Origin of the sequence: Streptomyces sp. S.PB5, assembly GCF_030403745.1 — a bacterium.
Classification (GTDB): Bacteria; Actinomycetota; Actinomycetes; order Streptomycetales; family Streptomycetaceae; genus Streptomyces.
Window position 1 is genome coordinate 89418 of sequence record NZ_JAQMWP010000021.1, and the last position, 24446, is coordinate 113863.

Genomic DNA, 24446 nt, shown 5'->3' on the forward strand with positions numbered 1-24446 from the left:
ATCGCGTGACCGACCATCACACAGGAGAGCACTGCCCAGGAATGCGCAGAGGGCACGGGCGCCCCGTCCTCGCCACGATAGTGGTGGCACTCATGACCGTTCTGGGCCTGGTCACCGCATCGCCGGCGCAAGCCCTCAGCGGCGACATCCGTATGCACGACCCGAGCGTCATCAAAGCAGGCAGCTGCTACTACGGCTTCTCCACCGGCTTCGAGAACGACCCGCTCAACCCCAGCGGTTCCATCACCATCCGCAAGACCTGTACCGGCACGGCGGCCACCGGCTGGACCAAGGTCGGCAACGTGTGGTCGTCGACCCCCTCCTGGATCACCGCCAAGCTCGGCTCGACCCCGCCGAACATCTGGGCCCCGGACATCAAGTACTTCAATGGGAGGTACCACCTGTACTACGCCGGTTCTCTCTGGGGTACGAACTACGCGGTCATGGGCCTCGCCACAGCCACGAACATCGAGGGCCCCTGGACCGATCAGGGCATGGTCACGGACGTCAACTACCCGATCGACCCCAACGTCGACTGGGGCCCCGACGGCCGGCTCTACATCTCCTGGGGCTCCTGGACCGGCAGCGGCACCTACATGCACGTGCTTGACCAGTCCACCGGCAAGCTGTCCACCACGGACAACAACCTGTGGCACATCGCCGTCGGAATCGAAAACCCCACGATCATCCTCAACGGCGGCTACTACTACCTCTTCGGCTCCAAGGGCCTGTGCTGCAGCGGAGTGAACAGCACCTATTACACAGTGGTCGGCCGCTCCACCAGCATCACAGGGCCCTACCTCGACCAGAACGGCACGGACATGGCCTCCGGCGGCGGGACCACCGTCCTGACCGGCGCCTACCCCAAGGTGGCCGCAGGCGGTGCCGATGCCTACGACGACGGCACCTCCAAGTTCCTCGCTTACCACTACTACGACGGAGACAACTCCGGGCAGGAAACCCTCGACATCCGCCAGGTGACCTTCGCGAACGGCTGGCCCGTCATCGCCAGTCCACTCGGCGCTCCGAACAACCATCTGATGAACCGCAACAGCGCCAAGTGCGCCGACGTCTGGTACCTCAGCACGGCAGACGGGGCGGCGGTCAACTCCGGCTACTGCAACTCCGGAACCAATCAACAGTGGGTGCCTACCGCCGTCGGCTCCAACTACGAATTGGTCAACGTCAACAGCGGCAAATGCCTGCAGATCTCCGGAGCCTCCACCGCGGACGGCGCGCTCGCCGTCCAGTCCACCTGCACCGCGTCAGCGAACCAGCTGTGGACGAGACAGGCCGTGATCGGCGGCTACGTCACCTTTTCCAACGTCAACAGTGGCAAGTGCCTTGAGGTCGCCGGAGCATCGACCACCAACGGCGCCGCCCTGGACCAGTCGACCTGCGTCGCCAGTGACATCAACCAGCAGTGGATGGTCGTCTGAGATGCCGGCGAGCTGAAGTCTCCGCATCAGGGTCAGAACAAGGCGGCATACATGCTGCTTGCAGACTCCACCTGGTCGTTGGGGCGGCAACTGCCGTTACCGCTCCAACGACTGCGCCTGGCCGAACTCCACGACGAATGGCAGGCCTTCGACCGCCGCTACCTCTCCGAAGCGTCCATGGCCGTATTCCTGATTGCTCAGCCAACCCCGCCCGAACCGCAGATCACCCCGCAACCGGAATCCAAATGGCTGCCGTGACTACACCATCCGGCGGGACATGACCGGGACTTGCACGGGTCAGTGCCGGGAGAACTGGACGCGCGTCGGCTGTACGACGTTCGGCAGCACCGCGAGTCCGCTGATGGTCAGCTGTTCCCCGTAGATGTCGGTGACTCTGATCGCCTTGCCGCAACCACTGCCGTTGTCGGAGATGAAGTAGTTGTAGCTGGTGCGGGGCAATGACCGCCAGCCGCTTCCGGTGCTCACTTCCAGTCGTGCGACCGGGTTGCGGTGTCCGATGGCCTGGATGCCGCACCAGTAGGCGCTGGATCCGGTCTTGTACCGGATCGACATCGTGCCGATGGAGCTGGGGCTCACCAGGCTCCAGGTGATGGAGAGCCGGCCGACCTTGAGGTCGGCGAGCTTGGCGAAGGCCTGCTGGCTGAGGTCGATCTGCCCGGGTGCGCAGGGCAGCGGGCACTCGTTGGTGATCCGTACCGTGATCGACTTGCCGTTGGCCGCGCGGACGAGCACGTACGCGCCGCAGGCCCTGGAGGTCTCGTAGTCGGTGGTGTTCATCGCCGCGATCATCATGTCCGGGCTCGGGCCGAACAGGCAGGCCCCGTCCCCGACACCGGCCTCATAGGCGGTCGCGACGCCCTTGTACGAGGTGTTGGGCCGGATCCGCCCTGCCGACGGGGGCGTGGTGGAACCGCGCGAGGTCTTCTGGGTGCCCTCGGACGAGGACTTCGTCGCCTTGGCGCTCGCCGTGGCCTTCGGGCTGGCCGAGCCGCTCGCACTCGGGCTCGACGACGGGCTTGACGACGGGCTGGGCGTCGCGCTGGGCGTCGCGCTGGGAGATGCTGTGCCGGCCGTGTCAGCGGCCTTTGGCTGGGAGGTCACGAGGGGGGTGGCCGCGGCCGGCCCCGCGTCGACCTTGTGGCCGGGGAGCAACGCCGTGCTCAGGTAGGCGAGAACGCCCGCGGCGGCCACCGCCACCGTGGTGCCCAGCATGAGTCTGCGTCTGGCCCTGCGCTGCCGCGCGGCTTGCCTCGTTGTCATAATGACCTGTCCGTTCCGGATCGAGCCGATGGTGCACAGGTCAGTGGTCGCCCACGGCGAAAAGGTTGCCGACGATTTTGTTGCGGGCCGACAGGGGCGGGGCGGGTGGGCAGCGCGCACGAGCGGGCCTGCGAGTTGGGAGCGCTCCCGAACTCCGGACGGGCCCGTCCGGTGGAGTGTGCGGTGGGTGTTCCTCAGGTCGACTCGCGGACGACCAGCGCGGTACGGAGGAGGACATGGCAGTAGGCCACGGACGGCTGCTCCATGTCCTCCAGGAGCAGTCGGACCATGGCCCGGCCCATCTTCTCCAGCGGTTGACGCACAGTGGTGAGCCGTGGCTTTGTGCGCTGGGCCAGCGGGAAGTCGTCGAAGCCGATCACGGCGACGTCCTGCGGCACGCGTCGCCCTGCCGCACGCAAGGCCTGCAGAGCCCCTGCGGCCGTTGTGTCGGACGCGGCGAGAACGCCGTCGATGTCCGGGCGCCGTTCGAGCAGTTCGGCCATGGCGCGGCGCCCGCTGTCCTGCGTGAAGTCGCTCTCGGCGACCAGGGGACTTCTCGTTGTCCAGGCCGGCCAGTGCCAGAGCGTCCTGATAGCCGCGCAGTCGGCCCTGGGAGGCGTCCATGTCCAGTGGTCCGGTGATGGTGGCGATCTCCCTGCGGCCCCGTGACACGAGGTGGAAGACGGCGCTTCGGGCGCCCCCCACGTTGTCCGCGTCCACATAGCTGACGTACTCGTCGCTCGAGCGGCGCCCCAGCAGCACGGTCGGCAACCGTGCCTCGGTGAGCATGTCCGGCAGCCGGTCGGCGACGGCACGACCCGGATGAAGGACCTGCCCACCTCCATGGTCGCGCTGCTGGTCTCCGAGGCGTGCAACATCGGCCTGACCCCGGTGGTCAACCCCGGCTACGAAGCGCTGACCCGGTCCCGGCTCGTGCACGTCGACCAGTACTACCTGCGGGCCGACACCATCGCCGCGGCGAACGCCGCGCTGATCGCCGCCCAGGCCGGCATCCCGATCGTGCAGTTCTGGGGAGAGGGGCTGCTGGCTTCGGTGGACGGGTTGCGCTTTCAGGTGCCGGTGCGCACCATCAACGCCGCCCCGTCGCCGAAGTACTTCGGGTTCAAGCGCGGCATCACCTGGTCTCAACGCCGTCAACGACCAGGTCGCGGGCATCGGGCAGATGGTCGTCCCCGGCACCCCGCGCGACTCCCTGCACATCTTGGACGCCCTGCTGAACCTCGGCGGCGGGGTCAAGCCGGAGATGGTCGCCACCGACAACGCCTCGTACTCCGACATGGTGTTCGGCCTGTTCAAGATCCTCGGCTACAACTTCAGCCCCCGGTTCCGCGACCTGGACGACCAGCGGTTCTGGCGGGCCACGATGCCCGGTGTCGAGACCGGGCGCTACGGCGCGGTAGAGGACCTGGCCCGCAACCGCGTGAACCTGAACAAGGTGATCACGCACTGGCCGGACATGCTGAAAGTCGCCGGTTCCCTGGTCACCAACCAGGTCCGCGCCTACGACCTGCTGCGCATGTTCGGCCGCGACGGCCGCCCGACGCCGCTCGGGGCGGCGTTCGCGGAGTACGGGCGGATCGCGAAGACAGAGCACCTGCTGCGGGTCGTAGACCCGGTGGACGACACCTACCGCCGGCAGATGAACCGGCAGCTCACCGTGCAGGAGTCCCGCCACAAGCTGGCCCGGGACGTGTGCCACGGCAAGCGCGGCACCATCCACCAGGCGTACCGCGACGGAATGGAGGACCAGCTCGGCGCACTCGGTCTGGTCCTCAACGCCATCGTGCTCTGGAAGACGAAGTACATCGACGCCGCCGTCGCCCAGCTGAAAGCCGAGAGCCACGAGATCCGGGACGAGGACATCGCTCGGCTCTCCCCTCTCAAGCACAAGAACCTGAACCTGCTCGGCCGCTACAGCTTCACCGCCCAGGTCCCGGCCGCCGGTGCCTTGCGCCCGCTGCGCGACCCGGACGCGCCGGAACTGGACGAGGACGACGACGCAGCCTGACTCCAGAGGAGGTGGGGTCTAGTTGGTTCCGGCTGTGAGTTCGCTGAAGAGCTTGTTCGCCGACTCGGAGGCGAACTGGCGCTGGAGCTCGGCGCGGGCGATCTGCTTCTTGAACTCTCCCTCGTAGCCGATGAATCCGGCGTTGTGCATGGTGTCGGTGATCCAGGTGGCGAACGCCTGGTAGTTCCAGATGTGCGGCAGGCAGGTCTGCGAGTAGCTGTCGAGGAGGCTGGAGTCGCCCTCCTTGGCATGGTGGATCACTGCGCGGGCGAAGACCTCGGTGTCGTGCAGGGCGAGGTGGATGCCCTTGGCGCTCATCGGCGGCACGATGTGTGCGGCGTCGCCCAGAAGGTAGAGGTTGCCGTAGCTCATCGGGTCGAACACCACGCTGCGCAGCGGAACGATCTGCTTGGACAGGATCTCGCCGCGCGAGGGCGGGGTGCCGAAGCGGGCCTCCAGTTCGCTCCAGATGCGCTCGTCCGGCCACTGCTCGGGGGTGTCGTCGACTGCACACTGCAGGTAGATGCGGCTGGCCTTGGGGCCGCGGGGGATCATCCCGGCCAGGCCCCGTTCGTGGATCGCCATGCCCGAGGGCTTGGTCTCGGTGGCGGCCAGGACGCTGAGCCAGGAGTAGCCGTACGCGTGGGAGTACTCGGTCAGCGCGGAGGCGGGGATGGAGCGGCGGGAGATGCCGTGGAAGCCGTCGCAGCCGGCGACGAAGCCGCACTCGATGGCTCGTGCCGCCCCGTCGGCGTTCCGGTAGCGCACCACGGGGCGGCCCTGGGTGAGGTTTTCCAGGGCGACGTCCGCGGCCTCGTAGCGCAGATCACCTCCGTCGCGGAGGAAGACCTCGGTGAGGTTGCGCACCAGGATCTGCTGCGGGCAGTACAGGCTCTCGTTGTTGTCCTCGTCCATATCGATCGGCATCGCGTGGCCGTCGATGTAGAAGCCGCCCTCGCTGTGTGGGATGGGGTCGCCGGCGAGGACTTCCTCCAGGCCCCATTCGCGGAACAGGCGCACCCCGAAGGTGTCGATCGTTCCGGCTCGCTGGCGCTTCTCGACGTAGGCGCGGGGGTGCTTCTCCAGCACGATGCAGTCGACGCCGTTGCGCAGCAGGAAGTTGCCGAGGGTCAGACCGGCGACGCCGGCCCCGATGATGACGACGGCCGTGTCGTCGCGTGTCTCAGTCATGCGTGCGGGCCTTTCATGATCCGTACAGTGGTCGTACGCGCCGAGCGCGTACACCACGGCGCCGAACATGGAGGTCGGCGTCGCTCGATATCCACTGTGGAAGACCCGACAGGCTGCGAACCACTGGTAAGTCGACACCCGATACCGGAAACCCGCCAGAGCGGTTCGGACACTGCGCACTACCTGCCTGACCAGCGCAAACAGGGTCAGCAGGCTGGGAGGCGGCTATCGCGCGTGGAAGCGCAGCCCGGCCTGGTAGCGGCCGGGGGTCTGACCGACGACCTCGGTGAAGGCGTCGATGAAGGTGGAGGGGTTGGACCAGCCGCATGCGACTGCGGTCTCTGTCACCGTCATCCCGTCGGTCAGGTGTGCCAAGGCGTGGTGGATGCGCAGGGTGGTCCGCCAGCGGTGGAAGCTCATGCTCAGCTCGGTGTGGAACAGGCGGCTGAGCGTGCGCTCGCTGGCTCCCACAGCCCGGCCCAGCTCGGCCAGGGTGGAAGGCCGGGCGGGATCAGCGCGCAGCAGGTCGGTGGCGCCGCGCAGCCGGTCGTCGCTCGCCTCGGGAAGGTGCAGGGAGGTCTCGGCCGCATCGGCCAACTCGTCCACGATCACGGCGAGCAGGCGCCGGTGGGCACCGGCCCGCCGTTCCGGCACGTCGGTGAGTGCCAGGAGGGCCTCGCGCAGCAGCGGGCTCACGGCGAAGACGCTGGGGTGATCGATGAGCTCGGCGCACAGATCGAGCGGGACGGACACCAGCCGGACGTCGGTCGGGCCGTAGAAGCGGTGCGAGTGGGCGAAGCGCGGGGGCGTCCAGGTGATCCGGTCCGCGGGGGCGACCCAGGTGCCGCGCTCGGTCGCCGTGGCCAGGGCGCCGGCGGCGGCATAGACCAGCTGGCCCTGGACGTGGCTGTGGGGGTCGAGCTGGAAGCCGTGCGGCAGCCAGGCACCGCCTTGCAGGATCTCGTCGTCTGCATCGGCGGGCGGCGGTGAAGGATGGCGGGTTGTCGGCATCAGGCGTCAGTTTACCGGTGGTCTCGGACAGAACGCCGCGCCGAAAGTGGTCGCATGACCACGACGAAGCCCAAGTCCTGTCCTCAGCGGAGGTAGCGGTGGCCTCCCGGATCCAGCGCCCGCGCAAGCGGCGCATGCTGTCGTTGACCGTACAGGGGACGGAGCAGCCCAGTCCGCACTTCATGACCGTCACGCTCGGCGGCAAGGACGTCCAGCACCTCCAACGCTCCGGCTTCGACCAGGCCGGACGTCTGTTCTTCGCCGATCCTGACGACGACGCTGCGGAGGTGTTACTGCCCACCAGCGAGCGGTGGATACTCCAGCTCACGCTTCGGGGCGGCAAGCAGCGTCCGCGGGTCAGGACATACTCGATCCGGCGCTTTCGGCCCGACGCGCCGGCGTTCGACATCGAGATCTCGCTCCACGCCGACGATGGCCCCGGAGCGGCCGGCCCGGGCACCCGATGGGCGCGGGCCGCCGAGCCCGGCACCAGGGTCGCGTTCCTCGACGAAGGACACAGCTACGCGCCCGCCCCCGGCATGGCCTGGCAACTCCTCGTCGGTGACGAGAGCGCTCTTCCGGCGATCGCCGCCATCCTGGAACAGTCCTCGGCGGACCTGCCCGCCGAGGTCTTCCTGGAAGTCCCGTCGTCCGAGGACATCCGCAACGACATCACCGCGCCGCCCGGCAGCATCGTCCACTGGCTGCCCCGCACTGACGCCGGCGCGAAACCCGGCACCCTCGCCCTGGACGCGGTGAAGCAGGCCCGTCTTCCCGACGGCCCCTTCTACGCCTGGACGGCCGGCGAGTCCTCGCTGGCCACGGGGATCCGCCGCCACCTGGTCGGCGAACGCGGCGTGGCGAAGTCCGATATCTCCTTCCGTGGCTACTTCAGTTACGGGCGCGCCAGCCTCTAACCACCCCACCGCGAAACCACACCTCATGGACCTTGCCTGTCGTTAAACGATCGTTTGACGACAGGAGGTCGGGGCGTCCAATGAACCCGTGCAATCCGGGGGTTCGAGGCGGCGCGAATCCAATCAGATCCGATGGTCATTGCTGACAGGGTTTGATGACAGATAGGGTCCGATCCTCCGTACGGAAGGGGCCCTCGGTGGCGAACCTGGTCTACAAGCGGGTCTCGACCGACCAGCAGTCCACCGCCCGGCAGGACCTCGTCCTGGGCGAGGCCGGGATCGAGGACCCGGTCTTCTTCGAAGAGGACCCGGGCACCTCCAGCCAGCTCCACCCGCTCCAGCGCCCGAAGTTCGGCGAACTGCTCACCTACGCACGGCCGGGCGACACCGTGCACATCTCCGAAATGTTCCGCCTCGTGCGCGGCAACCAGCACATCCTCGACGTGCTCGACGTCCTGCACCGCGACCGCCTCGCCCTGCGCATCCACGACGGCGCGTTTTCCGCAATGGACCTCACCGCCCGCCACCCGCGCACCGGCGAGCTGCTGTCCACCGTGAAGTTCATGGTGCAGACCCTCGCCGCCGCCGGCGAACTCCAGCGCGACCTCCAGCGCGAGCTGACCTACGACGGACTACGTGCTGCCGAGGCCAAGGGAGCGAAGGGCGGGCGCCGCCCCGCCGTCGCGACCGCGACGGCCGCCGACGTACGCACCGCGTACCTCGAAGGCCGCTCCATCGCCGCCCTCGCCCGCGACCGCGGCGTCAGCCGCGGCGCGATCCGGACCGCCGTCGCAGACCTCCTGCCCGACCACACCGCCAGCAAGGAGGACACGCCCGCCCCGGAAGTGCCGGTCACCCTCGACATGCCCGGCAAGGTCGCCGACTACCTCCGCACCACCGAGCTGGAGCCCGCCGAGCGCGCCGCGCTCAACCAGGGGACGACCGTACGGCGCGGCCAGGGCTACACCCTGCGCGTCAGCGCCGTCGCCGCCGTACACCGAGGGCTCCTCGCTCGCTGCCAGCCGCTCGACGGCGGCCAGGGCCTCCCCGCGGTCCCGGCCCAGCGCAAGGCCCGCCGCGAGTACGAGACCCGAGTCACGGCGCTCACGCCCTGACCATGATCAATCTCAGCGCCAACCGCTGTACCGATGTTCCCCGAGGCCGGTCACCGACGGCGGTGCCGGTCACGCCGTGACCGACCTGGTCCACCTCGGTGCCGGCCACGCAACGGCTGTTGAGTACTGCCGTCGTCGTGCGGACGAGCGGTCACCGCTGCCTACAGCACATTGCCGCCGGGGGCCCGTCGGACGGCCCGGACAGCAGCCTGCCACCGTGCTCCAAGCCTTGCTGCCCGCAGGCCGACCCCACGCGACGCCGCTCTGCTGCTCGCCCGCACCCGCACCCTAGGGGACCACCAGGTCGCCGCCTTGGACGTGGACGCCGACCCGGCAGCCGTCGCCCGGGCTCGTTCGGGCGCCATCCGGCAGCTGTCGTCCTGGAGACTGGGGGACCTCGACTTCATCACCGAACTGGTGGTCAGTGAACTGGTCACCAACGCCATCCGCTACGACCGCCCCCCATCCGCCTGCGCCTGATCCGTGACCGTTCCCTCCTGTGCGAGGTGTCCGACGCCGGCAGCACCACCCCCCACCTGCGCCGAACCCGCACCTTCGACGAGGACGGACGCGGCCTGCTCCTCCTCGCCCAGCTCGCCGAGCGCTGGGGAATGCGCCACGCCCGGCAGGGCAAGACGGTCTGGGCCGAGCTGGGCGAGGAGAAGCACGCCGGGCCATGGGAGCCAGCCGTCCTTTAGCTTGCGCCAGCGCATGTAGGGAGAATCCGCAGTTCTGATGAGTTCATCGTTTTCATTGCCGTAACTCTTGACGTGGCATTCCATCAAGCTTGAGTATTTCGTCATTAGGGCGTTGTTGCGCTGACGGCGCCCGCCCGTGCACGGAATGGAGCGGGAACTCGCCGGGGCCGAGCTCTCGTCAGCTGAACGCGGACCGCTCGCCCGCCCCCCCACACACACCCGTCATCCCCCCGCCCGCTCACCGTCCCTTCAGGAGGGCCGTTCATGCCCACGCGTACAGAGACTCCCGTCTACCACCCCGACTTGTACTCGGCATCGGCCATCCGCGACACGTATCCGCACTACGCCGCGCTGCGTGAGCTCGGCCCCGTGGTCTGGCTGAGCAAGCACAAGGTCCACGCCCTGCCGCGCTACGCCGAGTGCAAACAGGTGCTGCTGGACGACGACACCTTCGTCTCCTCGGGCGGCGTCGGCCTCAACCCCGTCGCCAACCGCGTGGGCCAGGGCACCACGCTGTTCAGCGACGGCGAGGAGCACGCCCGCCGCCGCTCCCTGCTCGCGCACCGCCTCACTCCCAGGGCGCTGCGCACGATGCAGGACACGGTCGACCAGCAGGCGGCCGCCGTGGTCGAGGCAGCTGCAGCCCGCCGAACGGTGGATGCGGTGGAGGTCGCCACGGCGCTGCCGATGTCGGTCGTCCCCGACCTGGTCGGCTGGCCCCAGCAGGGCCGCGAGGATCTGCTGCGCTGGGCCGGCGCCACCTTCGACGCGCTGGGCCCGCTCAACCGCCAGGCGGTACGCACCCTCCCCGCGTCCCTCGGCATGCTGCGCTACGCGCGCGGTGTCGTCCGCGACCGGTCCGTGCTGGACGGCAGCATGGGCCACGACCTGCTGCGCGCCGCCGACGAGGGCCGGATCATGCCCGCCGAGTGCGTCACCATGATGATCGACTACCTGGCACCCTCCCTGGACACCACCATCAGCGCCATCTCCAGCGCGCTGTACCTGTTCGCCACCCACCCCGAACAGTGGCGCCTGCTGAAGGCGGACCCGGACCTCGTCCCGAAAGCGGTCAACGAGATCGTCCGCTACGAATCCCCGATCCGCGCCTTCTCCCGCACCGCCGCCCGCGACACGGAACTGGCGGGCGTCGCCTTCCCCAAGGGCTCCCGGGTGCTGGTCCTCTACGGCTCCGCCAACCGCGACCCGCTGGAGTGGGACGACCCGGACACCTTCGACATCCGCCGCGACTCCGCCCGCCAACTCGGCTTCGGGCAGGGCACCCACGGCTGCGCCGGCCAGGGCCTGGCCCGCCTGGAGACCTCCGCGATACTCCGCGCCCTGGTCGAACGCGTCGACCGCATCGAGGTGACCGGCCCGCCCGAGTGGGCCCTGAACAACGTCATCCACCGCCTCGAGCGCCTGCCGCTCGAACTCATCCCCGCCTGAGCCCCGCCGCTCGCCCGTTCGAGGACAGCTGAGGACAGCACCATGAAGATCTCCGTCGACCATCCCCGCTGCGAAGGCCACGGCCTGTGCGCCGACCAGGCACCCGATATCTTCAGCCTGGACGACGACGCCGAACTCACCTACCGCTTCGAGGGGACCGACGTCCCCGACGAGCAGCAGCCCGCCGCCCGAGCGGCCGTCAACGCCTGCCCGGTCGCCGCCCTGCGAGTCCTGTCGTGACCACACCGCGCTCGGTGCTCATCGTCGGCGAGTCTCTCGCCGGCACCACCGCCGCCCGCCACCTGCGCACCCTCGGCCACACCGGACCCCTCACGATCATCGGCGCAGAGGAACACGGCGCCTGCTCGCGCCCGCCCCTGTCCAAAGCCGTTTTGAAAGACCCGGCCGCCGACGACACTCTCGGCCTGGCCCTCGATGGATTGGACGCCGACGTCATCCGCTCGCCCGCCGTCACCGCCGACACCTGGCACCGCACCGTCACAACTGCCGACGGCCGCCAGGTCGGCTACGACGCGCTGATCATCGCCACCGGCGCCAGCGCCCACCGCCTCGCCGCCTCCGGGCAGCGGGGCGAACTCGTCCTGCGCACCCTCGACGACGCCCGCCAGCTCCGCGCCCGCCTGGCCAACGCCGGCTCGGCGATCGTGGTCGGCGCCGGCTTCCTCGGCATGGAGGTGGCCAGCGCCTGCGCCGCTCGCGGCATCCCGGTGACCGTCGTGGACACCGACCGGCCACTGGAACGCATCCTCGGCGACCACCTGTCCGCCGCGATCACCACACGAGCCTCAGCACACGGCATCCGCTTCGTACAGGCCACCGGCTTCGCCATTCTGACCGGCGACCCCGTGAGTGGGGTGGCCCTCCCCGACGGCACTGAGCTCACCGCGGACCTGGTGGTCACCTGCGCCGGAGAAGCACCTTGCGTCGGCTGGCTGGCAGGGACGGGCCTCGCCGACCGCCTCGGTGTCGGTATCGACGATGCCTGCGCCACCACCGTGCCCGGCGTGTTCGCCGCCGGCGACGTCACCTACCTCCGCGGCGACGGCACACGGCCCGACCGGCGTGCGCCCTTCTGGTCCAACGCCGTCGCCCAGGGCAGGGCCGCAGCGGCCTCCGCCCTCGGTCTCCCACTGCCGGGACCAGCGCAGGACGACTACTTCTGGACTGAGGTCGCCGGTCTCAGCGTCAAGATCGTCGGCCGTCTGCCGCTCCTCGGCGAACCGACCACGGTGCAGGGCAACATGACCGACGGACGCGCACTGCTGACCTGGAGCCATGCCGACGGCACGTCGACGGCGGTCGCCTACGGACTGCGCAAACCGGTCGCCGCGCTACGGGCCTTGGCCGCAACGTCTTTGCCGCCGCCACCGTGACGGCGGCAGATGAGCGTCGCGACGTAAGGAAGCCACGGGCGTGGATATGGCCGGGGTGCTCTTCCGCGGCGCACCCGGCCGATCAACCGGGTCCCTGGGGACAAGCCCACCTTGATCCAGTACTACGCCTGCCGCGGCGGCTCAGGGAACTGGGCGAGAACCGCAACGAGGACCTGCTCGAAACCCTCGCCCTCGACGCCGCGGACACCTTCACCCAGGACGAACTCGACTTCGCGCAAGTGCGGTTCCCCCCTGCCCAGCAGGCCGACTTCGACGCGCTCGGCCGGCTTCCGCAGACGCTCTGACCCATCCCCGAGCAGCGGGTGGCGCTGGCCACCGCGGCCATGCTCCGCCCGTTCACCAGCGAGCTCCCGCAGGACGCGCCGGGCGACCGGATGGCGAACCGGCCCCGCCCGAGCGTCGCGTCGGCGACCACGGCGGCGCCGACCCGCTGCCCGCCCTCGCCGCCCCATTCTGCCGGCGAGAGCCGCACTCGGGCTGCCCTGTTCGGCTCAACACCAAGGACGCCTGTTCGCGGGCCTGGGCGCGAGCACCCTGCTGCTGGAGCAGATCAGAGTGACGTGCGGCGCCATATGACGGCCAGGATCGTCCGGCCTCTCCGTGCGCTGGGCGACCTCGACGTGGCCTGGCTGGTGCGGCGGCATCGTCCTGGACCGCGGTGTGGCCGAGTACCTGTCGGAATGAGCGGAGTCACCCCGCGACGACGGTCATCCGCTCGCTGATCTCGCGTGCCGTCCGCTGTACCTTCTGCGCGATCTCCGCCTCCGCCTCCGGGTACACCCGGGAGGCGAGGGCGGCCACGCTCACCGCTGCCACCACTTGCTCCTTCTCGTTGCGGACGGGTGCCGCGATGTCCGACGGACTGGCCCGCCACGACTACCTCCTCGACCACACCACCGTCGTCGAAGGACCGGACGGCCTCACCAGCCCCGGTGAACCGGTCTTCGTCGCCCGCGAGGACCCCCGCGGCGAGGACGACGGCTACTTGCTCTCGCTGTGGTGGAACCGGGCCACCGGCCTCAGCGAACTCCTGATCCACGACGCCGCAGACCTGCGCCGCGTCCCGCTGTGCCGGGTCAAGCTCCCCAGCCGGGTCCCGTTCGGCTTCCACGGAAGCTGGGCCGACCACCAGACCCTGGACAGGGCTGTCGCCGCGTGCCGGAATGGTCAGTGGCTGCCCCCAGCGGTCACGTGACCTCCGTACCGGCCCCGCAGGTCGGCAGGGAAACGCAGCCCTGACACCGGCATCCGCGGCGTGATCTGCCTCCGGACGCGGCCGGGTGGCCGCCACCGTCGTCGCCTGGTCCCGCGTTCGTAGGAAATGGTGACGGATTTCCCGACCGACCGCACGTACTGGGACGGTGCCGATGACAGCACGGTTGCGTCCCATGGCCATACAGATCGGGGACGAACGTGAGGGCGGAGCTGTCGCCTCAGACGTCGCTGAGGCGCAGGCCGGCGTGGGCCTTGTAGCGGCGGTTCACCGAGATCAGGTTGGCGACCAGCGACTCCACTTGGTGGGCGTTGCGCAGTCTCCCGCCGTACACGCCGCGTGCGCCCGGGAGGCGTGAGGCGAGTGCCTGAACGGTGTCGGTGGCGGCGCGCTCATCGCCCAGGACGAGTACGTCGGTGTCGATTTTCTCGATCTGCCGGTCTTCCAGAGTGACGGCGGACAGGTGGTGAAATGCGGCGGTCACCCGGGAGTCGGGCAACAGTACGGCAGCCTGTTGGGCGGCGCTGCCCTCCTCAGGCCTGAGCGCGTAGGCGCCCCTCTTGTCGAAGCCGAGGGGGTTGACACAGTCGATCACGATCTTGCCGACGAGTTCTGCGCGGAGCGTGGTCAGCAGCTCGGCATGCCCCTCCCAGGGGGTGGCGACGATCACCAGATCACTGTCGCGCGCGGTCGTGGCGTTGTCGGCGCCGCGGATGTCATTGCCGATGGCTGCTGCCGTGGAGGCGGCCCGGGCAGCGTTTCGCGAGCCGATGATGACCTGTTGGCCCGCGTCGGCGAGCCGGTAGGCGAGGCCGCGCCCCTGTGGGCCGGTTCCGCCGAGGATGCCGACGACCAGGCCGGACACGTCGGGGAGGCGATGGGGATCGTTTCGAGTGGCTTCAGCGAGGGTGGGGGGACGGGTGCCGGCGGCTTCGTCGGGAGTCGTCATGCTGTGGTCCTTGGCTCGTTCGGTTCGTTCTTCTGCGGCCCGGTGCCGTTCGTCGCCGGCGGGCTGCTCGGGCCGCGATGCGGGACATCGGCCGGCGCCGTCAGGCGGTCAGGGACTCCACGCGGCGCATCACCTCGCGGCAGAACGCGCCCACCCCGTTGGGGTCGTCGGTGAACTGCGAGGGCTTGACGCAGAAGGTGGTGAATCCCTGGGTCATCTGCTCGGGGATGGCCTCGAGGGCCTGTGCAAGGTCGGCGCAGGAGTTGTCGTCGGGGAACACGGCACGGGTGCTGCCGATCATCTCCAGGTCGGCGATGTCGCGGCCCGCGGCGGCCATCGTGGTCTTCAGCGTCTGCATCTGCTCGGGCGTCACCTTGCCCAGCGGGTTGAAGGCATGGCCGTACCGGACGATCCTGCGGACCATCGCGTCGTGCATGCCCGCGCCACCGAAGCACAGTCGAGGGCCGTCCGGGCGGTAGGCCTTGGGCTCGAAGTAGACGTCCTGGAAGGTGTAGTACTCGCTCTCGTGAGACACGGGGGAGGGGCCCCACAGCTTCGCCCAGATGTCCAGGTGCTCGTCGAGGAGCTTCCCGCGCCGGGAGAACGGGACGCCTAGTGCCGCGTACTCGTCGCGGCTCCAGCTGACGTTGGGCAGCACCATCAGACGGCCCTGGGAGAGAAGGTCGAGGGTGCCGAGCTCGCGGGCCAGGAGCAAGGGGTGGCGCAAGGGAGCGATGACCGCCGACGCGGCCAGGCGCACCCGATTGGTGACAGCGGCGATCGCGCTGAGCAGCATGAGCGAGTTGGGCCATGGAGTGTGGGGGTCCTGGTTGCCGGGCAGGGCGTAGTCGCGGGGGTTGCCCATCACGCCGCCTGCTCCGGCGTCGGGGCCGAGCACGATGTGTTCGCTGATCATGACGGAGTCGAATCCGGCGTCCTCGGCCTCGCGGGCCCAGCGGATCACGGTCGGCAGGTCCGCGCGACCTGCGGTCATGGTCCAGTTCTCGCTCAGGACGAGCTGCATGCGGGGAGTGGTCATCGTGGCGATCCTTCAGGCGAAGTGTGTGTGGGCAGACCTGAGGCCCGGCCGCTCGATCGGGTCGGCGGCGCGCCGGCGGTCGCATCCGTCTGGACGGCTCGTCAGGCGGTCAGCGGTCAGGCGAGGGTGACCTCGACGGGCAGCTTCTTGATGCCGTTGACGAAGTTGGACCGGACGCGGGGGATGTCACCGGCCAGGCGGATGGCGGCCAGGCGCGGGATAAGTTCCTCGAACATGATGCGGATCTCGGTGCGGGCGAGGAGGTTGCCGAGGCAGAGGTGGGGACCGCCCTTGCCGAAGGTGACGTGGTCGTTGTCGCGTCGGGTGACGTCGAAGTCGTAGGGGTTGCCGAAGACCTCCTCGTCGCGGTTGCCGGATGCGAACCACATGACGACCTTGTCGCCCTCCCTGATCTCCTTGCCGCCGAGCTCGACATCCCGGGTCGCGGTGCGCCGGAAGTGGTACACCGGTGACGCCCAGCGCAGGAACTCCTCCACCGCCGTGGGGATGAGGGACGGGTCCTGCTGGAGGCGGGCCAGCTGCTCCGGGTGCTGGAGCAGGGCCAGCATCGAGTGAGTGATGGTGTGGCGGGTCGTCTCGTTGCCGGCGACGACCAGGAGCAGGAAGTAGTTGTCGAAGTCCTGCGCGGACAGCGGGACGCCGTCGCGGGGGGCTTCGTTGACGAGACGGGAGACGAGGTCGGTGCCGCCTGCGCCGCGCCGTTGCCGGGCCAGTTCCCGTCCGTATGCGAACACCTCCAGGGAGGCGGGGGAACGGAAGGGCAGGTCGCGGTACTTCTCGCTCTCCTCGCTGTGCAGGAGGACGTCGGCGTAGTCGGGATCAGTGTTGCCGATGATGCGGTTGCCCCAGTCGATGAGCTGCTGGTTGTCCTCCGGGGGCACGTCGAGGAGGCGGGCGAGGACGTTGATCGGGAAGTCGGCGGACACTTCCTTGACGAAGTCGAAGGTGCCTTTGGACAGGGCCGCGTCCAATGTGGTCGCGGTCAGGCCGCGCAGGAAGTCGGCGTAGCTGTTGATGACGGAGGCGCCGAACTGGCGCTGGAGCAGCCTGCGCAGGGCGCGGTGGCGGACGCCGTCCAGTTCGAGGATGGAGGCGCGCTTCTTGATCTGGTCGTCGTCGACTTCTTCGAGGTTGACGAACTTCGTGGAGGTGAAGGTCTCCGGGTCGCGGTCGACGGTGGCGATGTCGGAGTGCCGGGTCACCGCCCAGAAGCCGGAGTTGGGCGCCTCCTCGGGCGTCCAGTGGACCGGGTCCTCGTGGCGCAGGGTGTGGAACATGCGCCAGGGTTTGGCCGGGTCGGTGAAGTTGTCGAGGTCGGCGAGGTTCACCTCGTCCAGCGGGAGGGGCTCGGCGAGGCGCTCGCGCAGCTCGGCAGCGGTGGTGGGGGTGGGGGCGGCGGGCACGGCGGGGCTGGTCATAGTGGTGGATCTCCTGGTCGAGGGCTTCGCAGGGCTCACAGGTGGTAGGCGTACTCGGTGAACTCCCAGTCGGTGACATGCCGTGCGAAGCGTTCGATCTCGTCCCGTTTGTAGGTGAGGAACGAGGTGGTGAAGCCCTTGCCGAGCAGGTCGGTCAGGGCGGTGTCCGCTTCCAGGGCGTCCAGTGCGGCCGCGAGGCTCGTCGGCAGAACGGCGGAGCGGGCGGTGTCGTAGCCGTAGCCCTCCAGCGGGGCGGGCGGCTCCTCGCCGGCCCGGATGCCGAGCAGGGCGGCGGCGATGGTGCCGGCGATCAGCAGGTACGGATTGGCGCTGGCGTCCCCGAGCCGCAGTTCGAGGCGGGCGCCCGAGCCGCGCTCGGGTGGGATGCGGACCATGGCGCTGCGGTTGTCGAGCCCCCAGTCGATCAGCCAGGGCGCGAGGGTGTCCGGGCCGAAGCGCTTGTAGGAGTTGACCGTCGGGTTGGCCAGGGCGGCCAGGGCGGGGGCATGGGTGAGGATGCCGGCGAGGGCGTGCCGGGCGGTTGCCGAGAGGCCGTGGTCGCCGGACGGGTCGTCGAAGGCGTTGCCGCCCTCGGCGTCCTCGCAGGAGAAGTGCAGGTGGAAGCCGGAGCCGCCGGCGTCCGCGAAGGGCTTGGCCATGAAGGTGGCGAGGTTGCCCTCGGCGCGGGCCAGTTCCTTGACGGCGGCCTTGAAACGGAAGGCGCGGTCGGCCGCGTCCAGAGCGGCGGAGTGGGTCAGGTTGATCTCGTACTGGCCACCGTCGAACTCGTGGTTGCCGGTGACCACTCCGAGCCCCAGGTCCCGCAGCGAGCGCAGGGTGCGCAGCAGGTGGTTGCCGGGGTCGGCGCGCAGCCCGGCGGTGTAGACGGCGCCGGTGGTCTCCGGGGCGCGCCGCCAGCCTGTGGAGGTGCCGGGGGCGGGCTCCAGCAGGAAGTACTCCAGCTCGGGTCCGACGACCGGGCACAGCCCTTGGTCCTGACATCGGGTCAGGACGGCGCGCAGCAGGTCGCGCGGTGACTCGGCAGCCGGCTGCCCTGTGGCGGGCTCGGTGACCTCGCCGAGGCACGTGGCGACTCCCGGCTCCCAGGGCAGCGTCGACAGTGTGTCGAGGTCCGGCCGTACGGCGATGTCGGGCAGCCCCGCGTCCAGGCCGCCCGCGACCGGCACGACGTCGCCCTGCGGGGTGGTGTGGTAGACGGCCTTGCAGAAGGCAAGGCCGTGTGCGGCGGCCGCGGGCAGGTGGTCGAGCAGGACGTCGCGGGCGCGATCGGTGCCGATGAGGTCGGGATAGACGACCCGGACCACGTCGATGCCTTCGGCGGCGAGCCGTTCCATGTGCCGGCGGACGTCTGGGGTGTCGGAAGTGCTCACCGGGATCTCCTTGGGCCGAAGGGTGGGGACATCCCGCTCCCGTGCACTGCGGCCCCGGGGGGGGCGGGGGCGAAGGACGGGAGCCGGGGTGCGGAGGGGAGAGCTGCCCCCGGGGTAGTCGTTTGGGGTCGAACGATATGGACGGCCGTTGTCGTTCCGCAAGGGGGTGGTCGTAAAAAATTATCCACTCGGACAGGTATTGACCCCGGATGAGGCCGCTCCTATCTTGTTTGGAGCCAAACGAGTAAGGGGTGCGGATCCCGTAACCCTTTGGCCGGGGCCCGGCCCGACAGTGGTCGGGCCCCTCTCCTTCTCCCTTCCCCTGCTCCGACCCCACGCCTTCGGGAGGACCGGCCATGAAGGTCGTCGTCGACATGAACAAGTGCCAGGACCACGGCCAGTGCGTCTTCGCCGCCCCCGATGTCTTCTCGATGGACGGCGACGGGCACCTGGTGTACATCTCCGACCCGGACGACACGCTGCGCGACGAGGTAGAGGAAGCCGCGGACGTGTGTCCGCTGCAGGCGATCCGGATCGAGGGCTGAGCCCCGTGAGCGGGCGCATCCTCGTTGCGGGCGCTTCGATGGGCGGCCTGCGAGCCGCCGAGCAACTGCGCGCGGCGGGCTGGACCGGCGCGATCGCGGTCGTCGGTGACGAGCCGCACATGCCGTACAACCGGCCTCCGCTGTCCAAGGAGGTCCTGGCCGGCAAAGCCCCGTTCGAGTCACTGGCCTTCACGCCGAAGGCAGCCGCAGCCGACGTCGAGTGGCGCCTCGGGACGAAGGCCGTCGCGGCCCGGCTCGACGAGCGGACGGTCGAACTCGACGACGGCTCGTCGCTGTCGTACGACGGCCTGGTGGCCGCCACCGGCATGCGGCCCCGGCGCCTGAGCTGCCCCGGCCCGCTCACCGGCCGCCACACGGTCCGGACGCTGGCCGACGCCCAGGGCCTGCGGGACGAACTGACCCGGCCCGGTGCGCGCGTGGTCGTCGTCGGTGCCGGGTTCATCGGCTGCGAGGTGGCCGCCACCGCCGTAGGACTCGGCGTGCGCGAGGTCACCGTCGTCGATCCGCTGCCGCTGCCCATGGTGGGCCCGCTGGGTGACCTGCTGGGGCGTGCGCTGCTCAAGCGGCACGAGGAGCGCGGGGTCCGCTTCGCGCTCGGCACGGGAGTCGCCGGGTTCGAGGGCGGGGACCGTGTCACCGGTGTCGTCCTCGACGACGGCACGGTCCTTCCGGCCGATGTGGTCGTGGAGTCGGTCGGTTCGATCGCCAACGTCGAGTGGCTCGACGGCAACGGCCTCGACCTGTCCGACGGTGTGCTCACCGACGCGCAGCTGCGGGCCGGCGGACGACCGGAGGTCGTCGCGGTCGGCGATGTCGCCCGCTTCCCCAACGCCCGTTACGACGGCGTACCCCGCCGCGTCGAACACTGGTCCATCCCCACCGACACCGCCAAGCACGCGGCGAAGGTGCTCGTCGCCCATCTCGCCCGCGCGGGCGCCGAGTTGGCGCCCTTCGCGCCGCTGCCCACCTTCTGGAGCGACCAGCACGACTTCCGGCTGCAGTCCTTCGGCTCGCCCGTGCTCGGCAAGGACGACGTGCGCATCCTGGACGGCGACCCGGAGGGTGACGTCCTGGTCGGCTACCACACCGGCGGTCGACTGGTCGGCGTCGTGGCCCTGGGCGGCCAGGCCGCCGCCCTGAGCGCCGCCCGCTACCGCTCCCAGCTGATCAAGCAGCCCGCCCTCACAGCGTGACGAAGCGTTAGGAACCCCCGCCATGCCCCCTGTCCGTGGTTACTTCCACCCCAAGACGGCGAGCGGCGCCTCGTCGCTCATCCCCTCCCCGCCGTGGCGCTACTCCGGAGACCTGCTCACCGTCGAGTACCGCACCGACCCCGACCGCGTGCGCGAACTGCTCCCGGAGCCGCTGGAGTTGGCGGACGAGGACCCCGGCGCGGTCGCGCTCATCTGGGCCGACTGGCAGTCCTGCTCCGCCTCGGGCGAAGAACTGCTCGACCCCGTACTGGCCCAGTACAAGGAGGCGTTCGCGGTCGTCCGCTGCAAGTACCGGGGACAGACCTACACCCGCTGCGTGTACATCTGGGTCGACAAGGACTTCGCGATCGCCCGTGGACTGCACCAGGGTTATCCGAAGAAGCTCGGCTCGATCCACCAGACCCGCCCGCACCCGTACGGCCCCGCCCCGCGCATCGAGGCGGGTGCCCGGTTCGGGGCGACCCTGGCCGCCGCGGACCGGCGCCTCGCCCAGACCGTGGTCACCCTGCGCGAGCCGTCCCGGACCAACGGCTTCGTCAACGGCCACCCCATGGCCCACCACCGCTGGCTGCCGTCGATCGAGAAGGGCAAGGGCCTGGCGCTGGACGAGCTGATCGAGTCCGGCGCGGCCTCCTTCGAGGGCGGACAACCCTGGCGCGGCGACGCCGAGCTGGAGTTGTTCGAGGCGCCCACGGAGGAACTGGCCCGTCTGGAGATCCGCGAACCGATCGCCGCCTACTACCGCCAGGTCGGTGTCGTCTGGGACGGCGGCCGGCTGCTTGAGTCCGGCACCTCGGGCGCCGAGTAACCGTAGCCACCACAGGACTTGGAGACCGGACATGACCGCACACACCATCACGGTGGCCGGGGTCGCCGTCGACACCCGGCACTGGATCGGCGGCGAGCGCGTCGCCTCCACCGAAACCTTCACCAATGCCTCGCCGATCGACTCAAGCGTCCTCGGAGAGATCTCCCGGGGCACCGCGACGGAGGCGGCGGCGGCCGTGGCCGCCGCCCGCGACGCCTTCCCCGCCTGGGCCGCCACAGCCCGCGCCGAACGCGCCCGCATCCTGAGCGCCATCGCCGACGGTGTCGAGAAGCGGATCGAGGAACTCGCGATCGTCGAGACCATGGACAACGGGGCCCTGCTGCGCTCACACCGCCGTGGCGTGATGCCTCGGGTGGCGCACAACTTCCGCTTCTTCGCGGACTGGTTGCTGAAGCTGGATCACGAGGACTTCGAGACGCGCGGCCACACCAACCACGTCAGCTGGGATCCGGCAGGACCCTGTGTGCTGATCACGCCGTGGAATGCCCCGCTGATGCTGGCCACGTGGAAGGTCGCCCCGGCGCTCGCCGCCGGCGACACGGTGGTGCTGAAGCCCGCCGAGTGGTCGCCGCTGACGGCCTCGCTGCTGGCCGACATCGCCGCCGAGGCCGGGCTGCCGGCCGGGGTGCTGAACGTCGTGCAGGGGTACGGGTCCGAGATCGGGGACGCGCTCACCTCGCATCCGGACGTACGCCGGATCAGCTTTACCGGCTCGGTGCCCACAGCTCGCCGTATCGCCGCGTCGGCCGCCGAGAACCTGACGCCGCTCAGCCTCGAACTCGGCGGCAAGTCGCCCCTGTTGGTGTTCGCCGACGCTGACCTGGACCTTGCCGTCGATCTGGCCGTGGAGCAGTACGACAACGCCGGGCAGGTCTGTCTCGCCGCCACCCGGCTCCTTGTCGAGGAGTCGATCGCCGAGGAGTTCACACGACGCTTTGCCGAAAAGGCGACCGCTCTCGTGCAGGGTGACCCCCGCGACGAGACCACCGACATCGGGCCCAACATCCATCCCCGCCAGCTGGAGAAGATCGACGGGTTCGTGCAGCGGGCACTGGCGGCCGGAGCCCGCGCGATCATGGGCGGGCACCCCAACCAGGGCCAGTACTACGCGCCGACCCTGCTCACGTATGTCGCCCAGGACTCGGAGATCGTGCAGGAGGAGGTCTTCGGGCCCGTCCTCACCCTCCAGACCTTCACCAGTGAGGAAGAAGCGGTCCGGCTCGCCAACGACACCCGGTTCGGGCTCGCCGCAACCGTCGCCACCGGGGACCGGGAGCGTGCCGAGCGGGTCACCGCGGGGCTGGTGGCCGGCACGGTCTGGGTCAACTGCTTCTTCGTACGGGACCTCCAGGCGCCCTTCGGCGGCTCCCGTCAGTCCGGTGTCGGCCGCGAGGGCGGCACCTGGAGCTTCGACTTCTACTGCGACCTGAAGAACACGGTCACCGCGCCGAACGGATGGAACAACCATGGGTGAGATCGTCGGGGCGGGCCTGCTCGCCCATGTCCCCACCATCGTGCTGCCGGAGGAGGACCGGCTGGAGCTGAACGAGGGTAAGGAGATCACCCTCGTCACCGGCCTGAAGCAGCTCCGTGAGGACGTCTTCGAGCGGGACGACTACGACACCGTCGTGGTCCTCGACTCGCACTGGGCGACCACGGTCGAGTTCGTGGTCACCGCGCAAGCGCGGCGGGCGGGGCTGTTCACCTCCGAGGAGCTGCCGCGCGGCATGTGCCGGATGCCGTACGACTTTCCCGGTGACCCCGAACTCGCGTACAACGTCGAGAAGTTCGCCGAGCGGCACGGCACCTGGATCACCGCGATCGAGGACGAGTTCCTGCCGATCTACTACGCCACCATCAACCTGTGGAAGTTCCTCGGAGAGGGACTGCCGGACAAGCGGTGGGTGACCATCGGGGTCTGCCAGACCGGCGACATGGAGGACCATCTGCGGCTCGGCCGGGCACTCGCCGACGGTATCGCCGCCACGCCCGGCCGCCGTGTGCTGCTGATCGCCTCCGGAGCTCTCTCGCACACGTTCTGGCCGCTGCGCGAGCTTCGCGACCACGAGGCCAGCGACCCGGTGCACATCCGCACCCCCGAGGCGCGGGAGGCCGACCACGAGCGCATCGACTGGTTCAAGGAGGGCCGTCACGACAAGGTCCTCGACACCATGGACGAGTTCTGGAAGTACAAGCCCGAGGCCAGGTTCTTCCACTACCTGATGATGGCCGGCGCCCTCGGTGAGCAGGCGTGCGTGGCGAAGGCCCGCCAGTACGGCGAGTACGAGAACTCCATCGGCACCGGTCAGGTCCATCTGTGGTTCGACCGCCCGGCCGACGGCTGGGCCGGTACCGGTCTGCCCACCCCGCGCACCCCTCACAGCCGTACCTAGTCGATTCCAGGAGTCCTCATGCCCGAATACCGCCGCATCCTGCTCGACGGCGCCGCCGTCCAGGTCACCGTCGACGGGGACGAACTCGTCGCCGGGGACGGCCGCCGCGTCAAGGTCGAGGAGGCCCAGCACCTGCCGCCGGTCGTGCCCTCCAAGGTGATCGCCGTCCACCTCAACCACCGCAGCCGCGTCGACGAGTTCCGCATCGACCTGCCCGACACGCCCACGTACTTCCACAAGCCGACCTCGGCTCTCAACTCCCACAAGGGCGCGATCGTACGGCCCGAGGGCTGCAAGTGGCTCAACTACGAGGGCGAGGTCGCCATCGTCATCGGGAAGACCGCGCGGAACATCTCCCCGGCGGAGGCGAGGGAGTTCATCGCCGGCTACACGATCGCCAACGACTACGGCCTGCACGACTTCCGCGACACCGATGCCGGCTCCATGCTCCGCGTCAAGGGCTCCGACACCCTCTGCCCGCTCGGGCCCGGACTGGTGACGGACTGGGACTTCCACGGCAAGAAGCTGCGGACGTATGTCAACGGCGAGGTCGTACAGGACGGTTCGACCGACGAGATGAAGTGGGACATGCACTACCTTCTCGCCGACATCGCCCGCACCATCACCCTCTACCCCGGTGACGTGCTGCTGTCCGGCACCCCGGCCAACTCCCGCCCCGTCCAGCCCGGTGACGTCGTCGAGGTCGAGGTCGAGGGCTTGGGCCGGCTGACCAACCACATCGTCACCGGCCCCACCCCCGTCCGCACCGACGTCGGCGCCCAGCCCACCGAGTCCGAGGAAGTGCTGTCCACCGCGCTCGGCGGCGACTGGGAGTTCCGTGGCATCCGCCCGCCGGGGCGCTGATGCC

Annotated in this window: 25 protein-coding genes and 2 pseudogenes; 18 read left to right on the plus strand and 9 right to left on the minus strand. The window is 69.6% G+C overall.

Features of this window, described 5'->3' with window-relative positions; all coding sequences use genetic code 11:
• The first annotated feature begins 92 nt into the window (after positions 1-92).
• Both PH203_RS40340 and PH203_RS40345 read left to right on the plus strand, forming a co-directional pair.
• Positions 93-1439: a family 43 glycosylhydrolase gene (locus PH203_RS40340; RefSeq protein ID WP_289926929.1), complete on the plus strand. Its 1347-nt coding sequence runs from the start codon at positions 93-95 to the stop codon at positions 1437-1439.
• A 51-nt stretch (positions 1440-1490) separates the two neighbouring features.
• Positions 1491-1697 carry a hypothetical protein gene (locus tag PH203_RS40345; RefSeq protein WP_289926930.1) on the plus strand — a complete coding sequence of 69 codons (207 nt, stop codon included), beginning with the start codon at positions 1491-1493 and terminating at the stop codon, positions 1695-1697.
• A 39-nt stretch (positions 1698-1736) separates the two neighbouring features.
• Here the strand turns inward: PH203_RS40345 and PH203_RS40350 are convergent, their stop codons facing one another.
• Positions 1737-2720 carry an expansin EXLX1 family cellulose-binding protein gene (locus PH203_RS40350; RefSeq protein WP_289926932.1) on the minus strand — a complete coding sequence of 328 codons (984 nt, stop codon included), beginning with the start codon at positions 2718-2720 and terminating at the stop codon, positions 1737-1739.
• A 194-nt stretch (positions 2721-2914) separates the two neighbouring features.
• Positions 2915-3524: pseudogene (locus PH203_RS40355) on the minus strand (substrate-binding domain-containing protein); the annotation flags it as partial.
• 12 nt (positions 3525-3536) lie between these two features.
• Between PH203_RS40355 and PH203_RS40360 the strand changes: the two are divergent.
• Positions 3537-4749: pseudogene (locus PH203_RS40360) on the plus strand (transposase); the annotation flags it as partial.
• An 18-nt stretch (positions 4750-4767) separates the two neighbouring features.
• On the opposite strand, the gene PH203_RS40365 reads toward PH203_RS40360, so the two are convergent.
• Together PH203_RS40365 and PH203_RS40370 are read right to left on the minus strand one after the other, a co-directional pair.
• Complete coding sequence (locus tag PH203_RS40365; RefSeq protein WP_289926935.1) at positions 4768-5940, minus strand: 4-hydroxybenzoate 3-monooxygenase; 1173 nt, start codon at positions 5938-5940, stop codon at positions 4768-4770.
• A 225-nt stretch (positions 5941-6165) separates the two neighbouring features.
• Positions 6166-6951, minus strand: coding sequence for an AraC family transcriptional regulator (locus PH203_RS40370; RefSeq protein WP_289926937.1), 786 nt, complete (start codon positions 6949-6951; stop codon positions 6166-6168).
• A 98-nt stretch (positions 6952-7049) separates the two neighbouring features.
• Between PH203_RS40370 and PH203_RS40375 the strand changes: the two genes are divergently transcribed.
• From PH203_RS40375 to PH203_RS40405, 8 genes are all read left to right on the plus strand, one after another.
• Complete coding sequence (locus tag PH203_RS40375; protein ID WP_289926939.1) at positions 7050-7868, plus strand: siderophore-interacting protein; 819 nt, start codon at positions 7050-7052, stop codon at positions 7866-7868.
• A 197-nt stretch (positions 7869-8065) separates the two neighbouring features.
• The gene (locus tag PH203_RS40380) at positions 8066-8983 is read left to right on the plus strand and encodes a recombinase family protein (protein ID WP_289926942.1); all 918 of its coding nucleotides are present in this window, start codon (positions 8066-8068) and stop codon (positions 8981-8983) included.
• Positions 8984-9295: 312 nt separating this feature from the next.
• On the plus strand, positions 9296-9463 hold the full coding sequence (locus tag PH203_RS49795; RefSeq protein WP_354671300.1) for a hypothetical protein: 168 nt from the start codon (positions 9296-9298) through the stop codon (positions 9461-9463).
• A 26-nt stretch (positions 9464-9489) separates the two neighbouring features.
• Complete coding sequence (locus PH203_RS49800) at positions 9490-9681, plus strand: ATP-binding protein (RefSeq protein ID WP_354671301.1); 192 nt, start codon at positions 9490-9492, stop codon at positions 9679-9681.
• Between the two features lie 264 nt (positions 9682-9945).
• Complete coding sequence (locus tag PH203_RS40390) at positions 9946-11130, plus strand: cytochrome P450 (RefSeq protein WP_289926943.1); 1185 nt, start codon at positions 9946-9948, stop codon at positions 11128-11130.
• A gap of 42 nt (positions 11131-11172) precedes the next feature.
• Complete coding sequence (locus tag PH203_RS40395) at positions 11173-11370, plus strand: ferredoxin (protein ID WP_289926944.1); 198 nt, start codon at positions 11173-11175, stop codon at positions 11368-11370.
• A complete protein-coding gene (locus PH203_RS40400; RefSeq protein ID WP_289926945.1) occupies positions 11367-12524 on the plus strand; it encodes an FAD-dependent oxidoreductase in 1158 nt (385 codons plus the stop codon). Before PH203_RS40395 ends, PH203_RS40400 begins: the two co-directional genes overlap by 4 nt.
• Positions 12521-12829: a hypothetical protein gene (locus PH203_RS40405; protein ID WP_289926946.1), complete on the plus strand. Its 309-nt coding sequence runs from the start codon at positions 12521-12523 to the stop codon at positions 12827-12829. The genes PH203_RS40400 and PH203_RS40405 overlap by 4 nt, the downstream gene beginning before the upstream one ends.
• Before the next feature lie 406 nt (positions 12830-13235).
• Here PH203_RS40405 and PH203_RS40410 read toward each other — a convergent pair whose 3' ends face one another.
• Entirely contained in the window at positions 13236-13361 is a 126-nt protein-coding gene (locus PH203_RS40410; protein ID WP_289926947.1) for a hypothetical protein, read from the minus strand.
• 34 nt (positions 13362-13395) lie between these two features.
• Here PH203_RS40410 and PH203_RS40415 point away from each other — a divergent pair, with 34 nt between their 5' ends.
• The gene (locus PH203_RS40415) at positions 13396-13740 is read left to right on the plus strand and encodes a carotenoid oxygenase family protein (RefSeq protein WP_289926948.1); all 345 of its coding nucleotides are present in this window, start codon (positions 13396-13398) and stop codon (positions 13738-13740) included.
• A gap of 238 nt (positions 13741-13978) precedes the next feature.
• On the opposite strand, the gene npdG is transcribed toward PH203_RS40415, so the two are convergent.
• The 4 genes from npdG to PH203_RS40435 all read right to left on the minus strand — a co-directional run bounded on the left by npdG (position 13979) and on the right by PH203_RS40435 (position 18576).
• A complete protein-coding gene (gene npdG, locus PH203_RS40420) occupies positions 13979-14707 on the minus strand; it encodes an NADPH-dependent F420 reductase (protein ID WP_289926949.1) in 729 nt (242 codons plus the stop codon).
• A 100-nt stretch (positions 14708-14807) separates the two neighbouring features.
• Positions 14808-15746 carry a TIGR03619 family F420-dependent LLM class oxidoreductase gene (locus PH203_RS40425; protein WP_289926950.1) on the minus strand — a complete coding sequence of 313 codons (939 nt, stop codon included), beginning with the start codon at positions 15744-15746 and terminating at the stop codon, positions 14808-14810.
• Between the two features lie 116 nt (positions 15747-15862).
• Positions 15863-17185 (minus strand): cytochrome P450, encoded by a 1323-nt coding sequence (locus PH203_RS40430; protein WP_289926951.1) that lies wholly within the window; start codon positions 17183-17185, stop codon positions 15863-15865.
• A gap of 35 nt (positions 17186-17220) precedes the next feature.
• On the minus strand, positions 17221-18576 hold the full coding sequence (locus tag PH203_RS40435) for a glutamine synthetase family protein (protein WP_289926952.1): 1356 nt from the start codon (positions 18574-18576) through the stop codon (positions 17221-17223).
• A 356-nt stretch (positions 18577-18932) separates the two neighbouring features.
• On the opposite strand from PH203_RS40435, the gene PH203_RS40440 reads away from it, so the two are divergent.
• From PH203_RS40440 to PH203_RS40465, 6 genes are read left to right on the plus strand one after another with little or no spacing between them, the layout of a single operon-like run.
• Positions 18933-19121 carry a ferredoxin gene (locus PH203_RS40440; RefSeq protein ID WP_289926953.1) on the plus strand — a complete coding sequence of 63 codons (189 nt, stop codon included), beginning with the start codon at positions 18933-18935 and terminating at the stop codon, positions 19119-19121.
• A 5-nt stretch (positions 19122-19126) separates the two neighbouring features.
• On the plus strand, positions 19127-20335 hold the full coding sequence (locus PH203_RS40445; RefSeq protein ID WP_289926954.1) for an FAD-dependent oxidoreductase: 1209 nt from the start codon (positions 19127-19129) through the stop codon (positions 20333-20335).
• 22 nt (positions 20336-20357) lie between these two features.
• Positions 20358-21164 carry an acetoacetate decarboxylase family protein gene (locus PH203_RS40450; RefSeq protein WP_289926956.1) on the plus strand — a complete coding sequence of 269 codons (807 nt, stop codon included), beginning with the start codon at positions 20358-20360 and terminating at the stop codon, positions 21162-21164.
• 31 nt (positions 21165-21195) lie between these two features.
• Positions 21196-22659, plus strand: a complete 1464-nt coding sequence (locus PH203_RS40455; RefSeq protein ID WP_289926958.1) for an aldehyde dehydrogenase — start codon at positions 21196-21198, stop codon at positions 22657-22659.
• The gene (locus tag PH203_RS40460) at positions 22652-23578 is read left to right on the plus strand and encodes a 3,4-dihydroxyphenylacetate 2,3-dioxygenase (protein WP_289926959.1); all 927 of its coding nucleotides are present in this window, start codon (positions 22652-22654) and stop codon (positions 23576-23578) included. Before PH203_RS40455 ends, PH203_RS40460 begins: the two co-directional genes overlap by 8 nt.
• An 18-nt stretch (positions 23579-23596) precedes the next feature.
• On the plus strand, positions 23597-24442 hold the full coding sequence (locus PH203_RS40465) for a fumarylacetoacetate hydrolase family protein (RefSeq protein ID WP_289926961.1): 846 nt from the start codon (positions 23597-23599) through the stop codon (positions 24440-24442).
• Positions 24443-24446 lie beyond the last annotated feature (4 nt).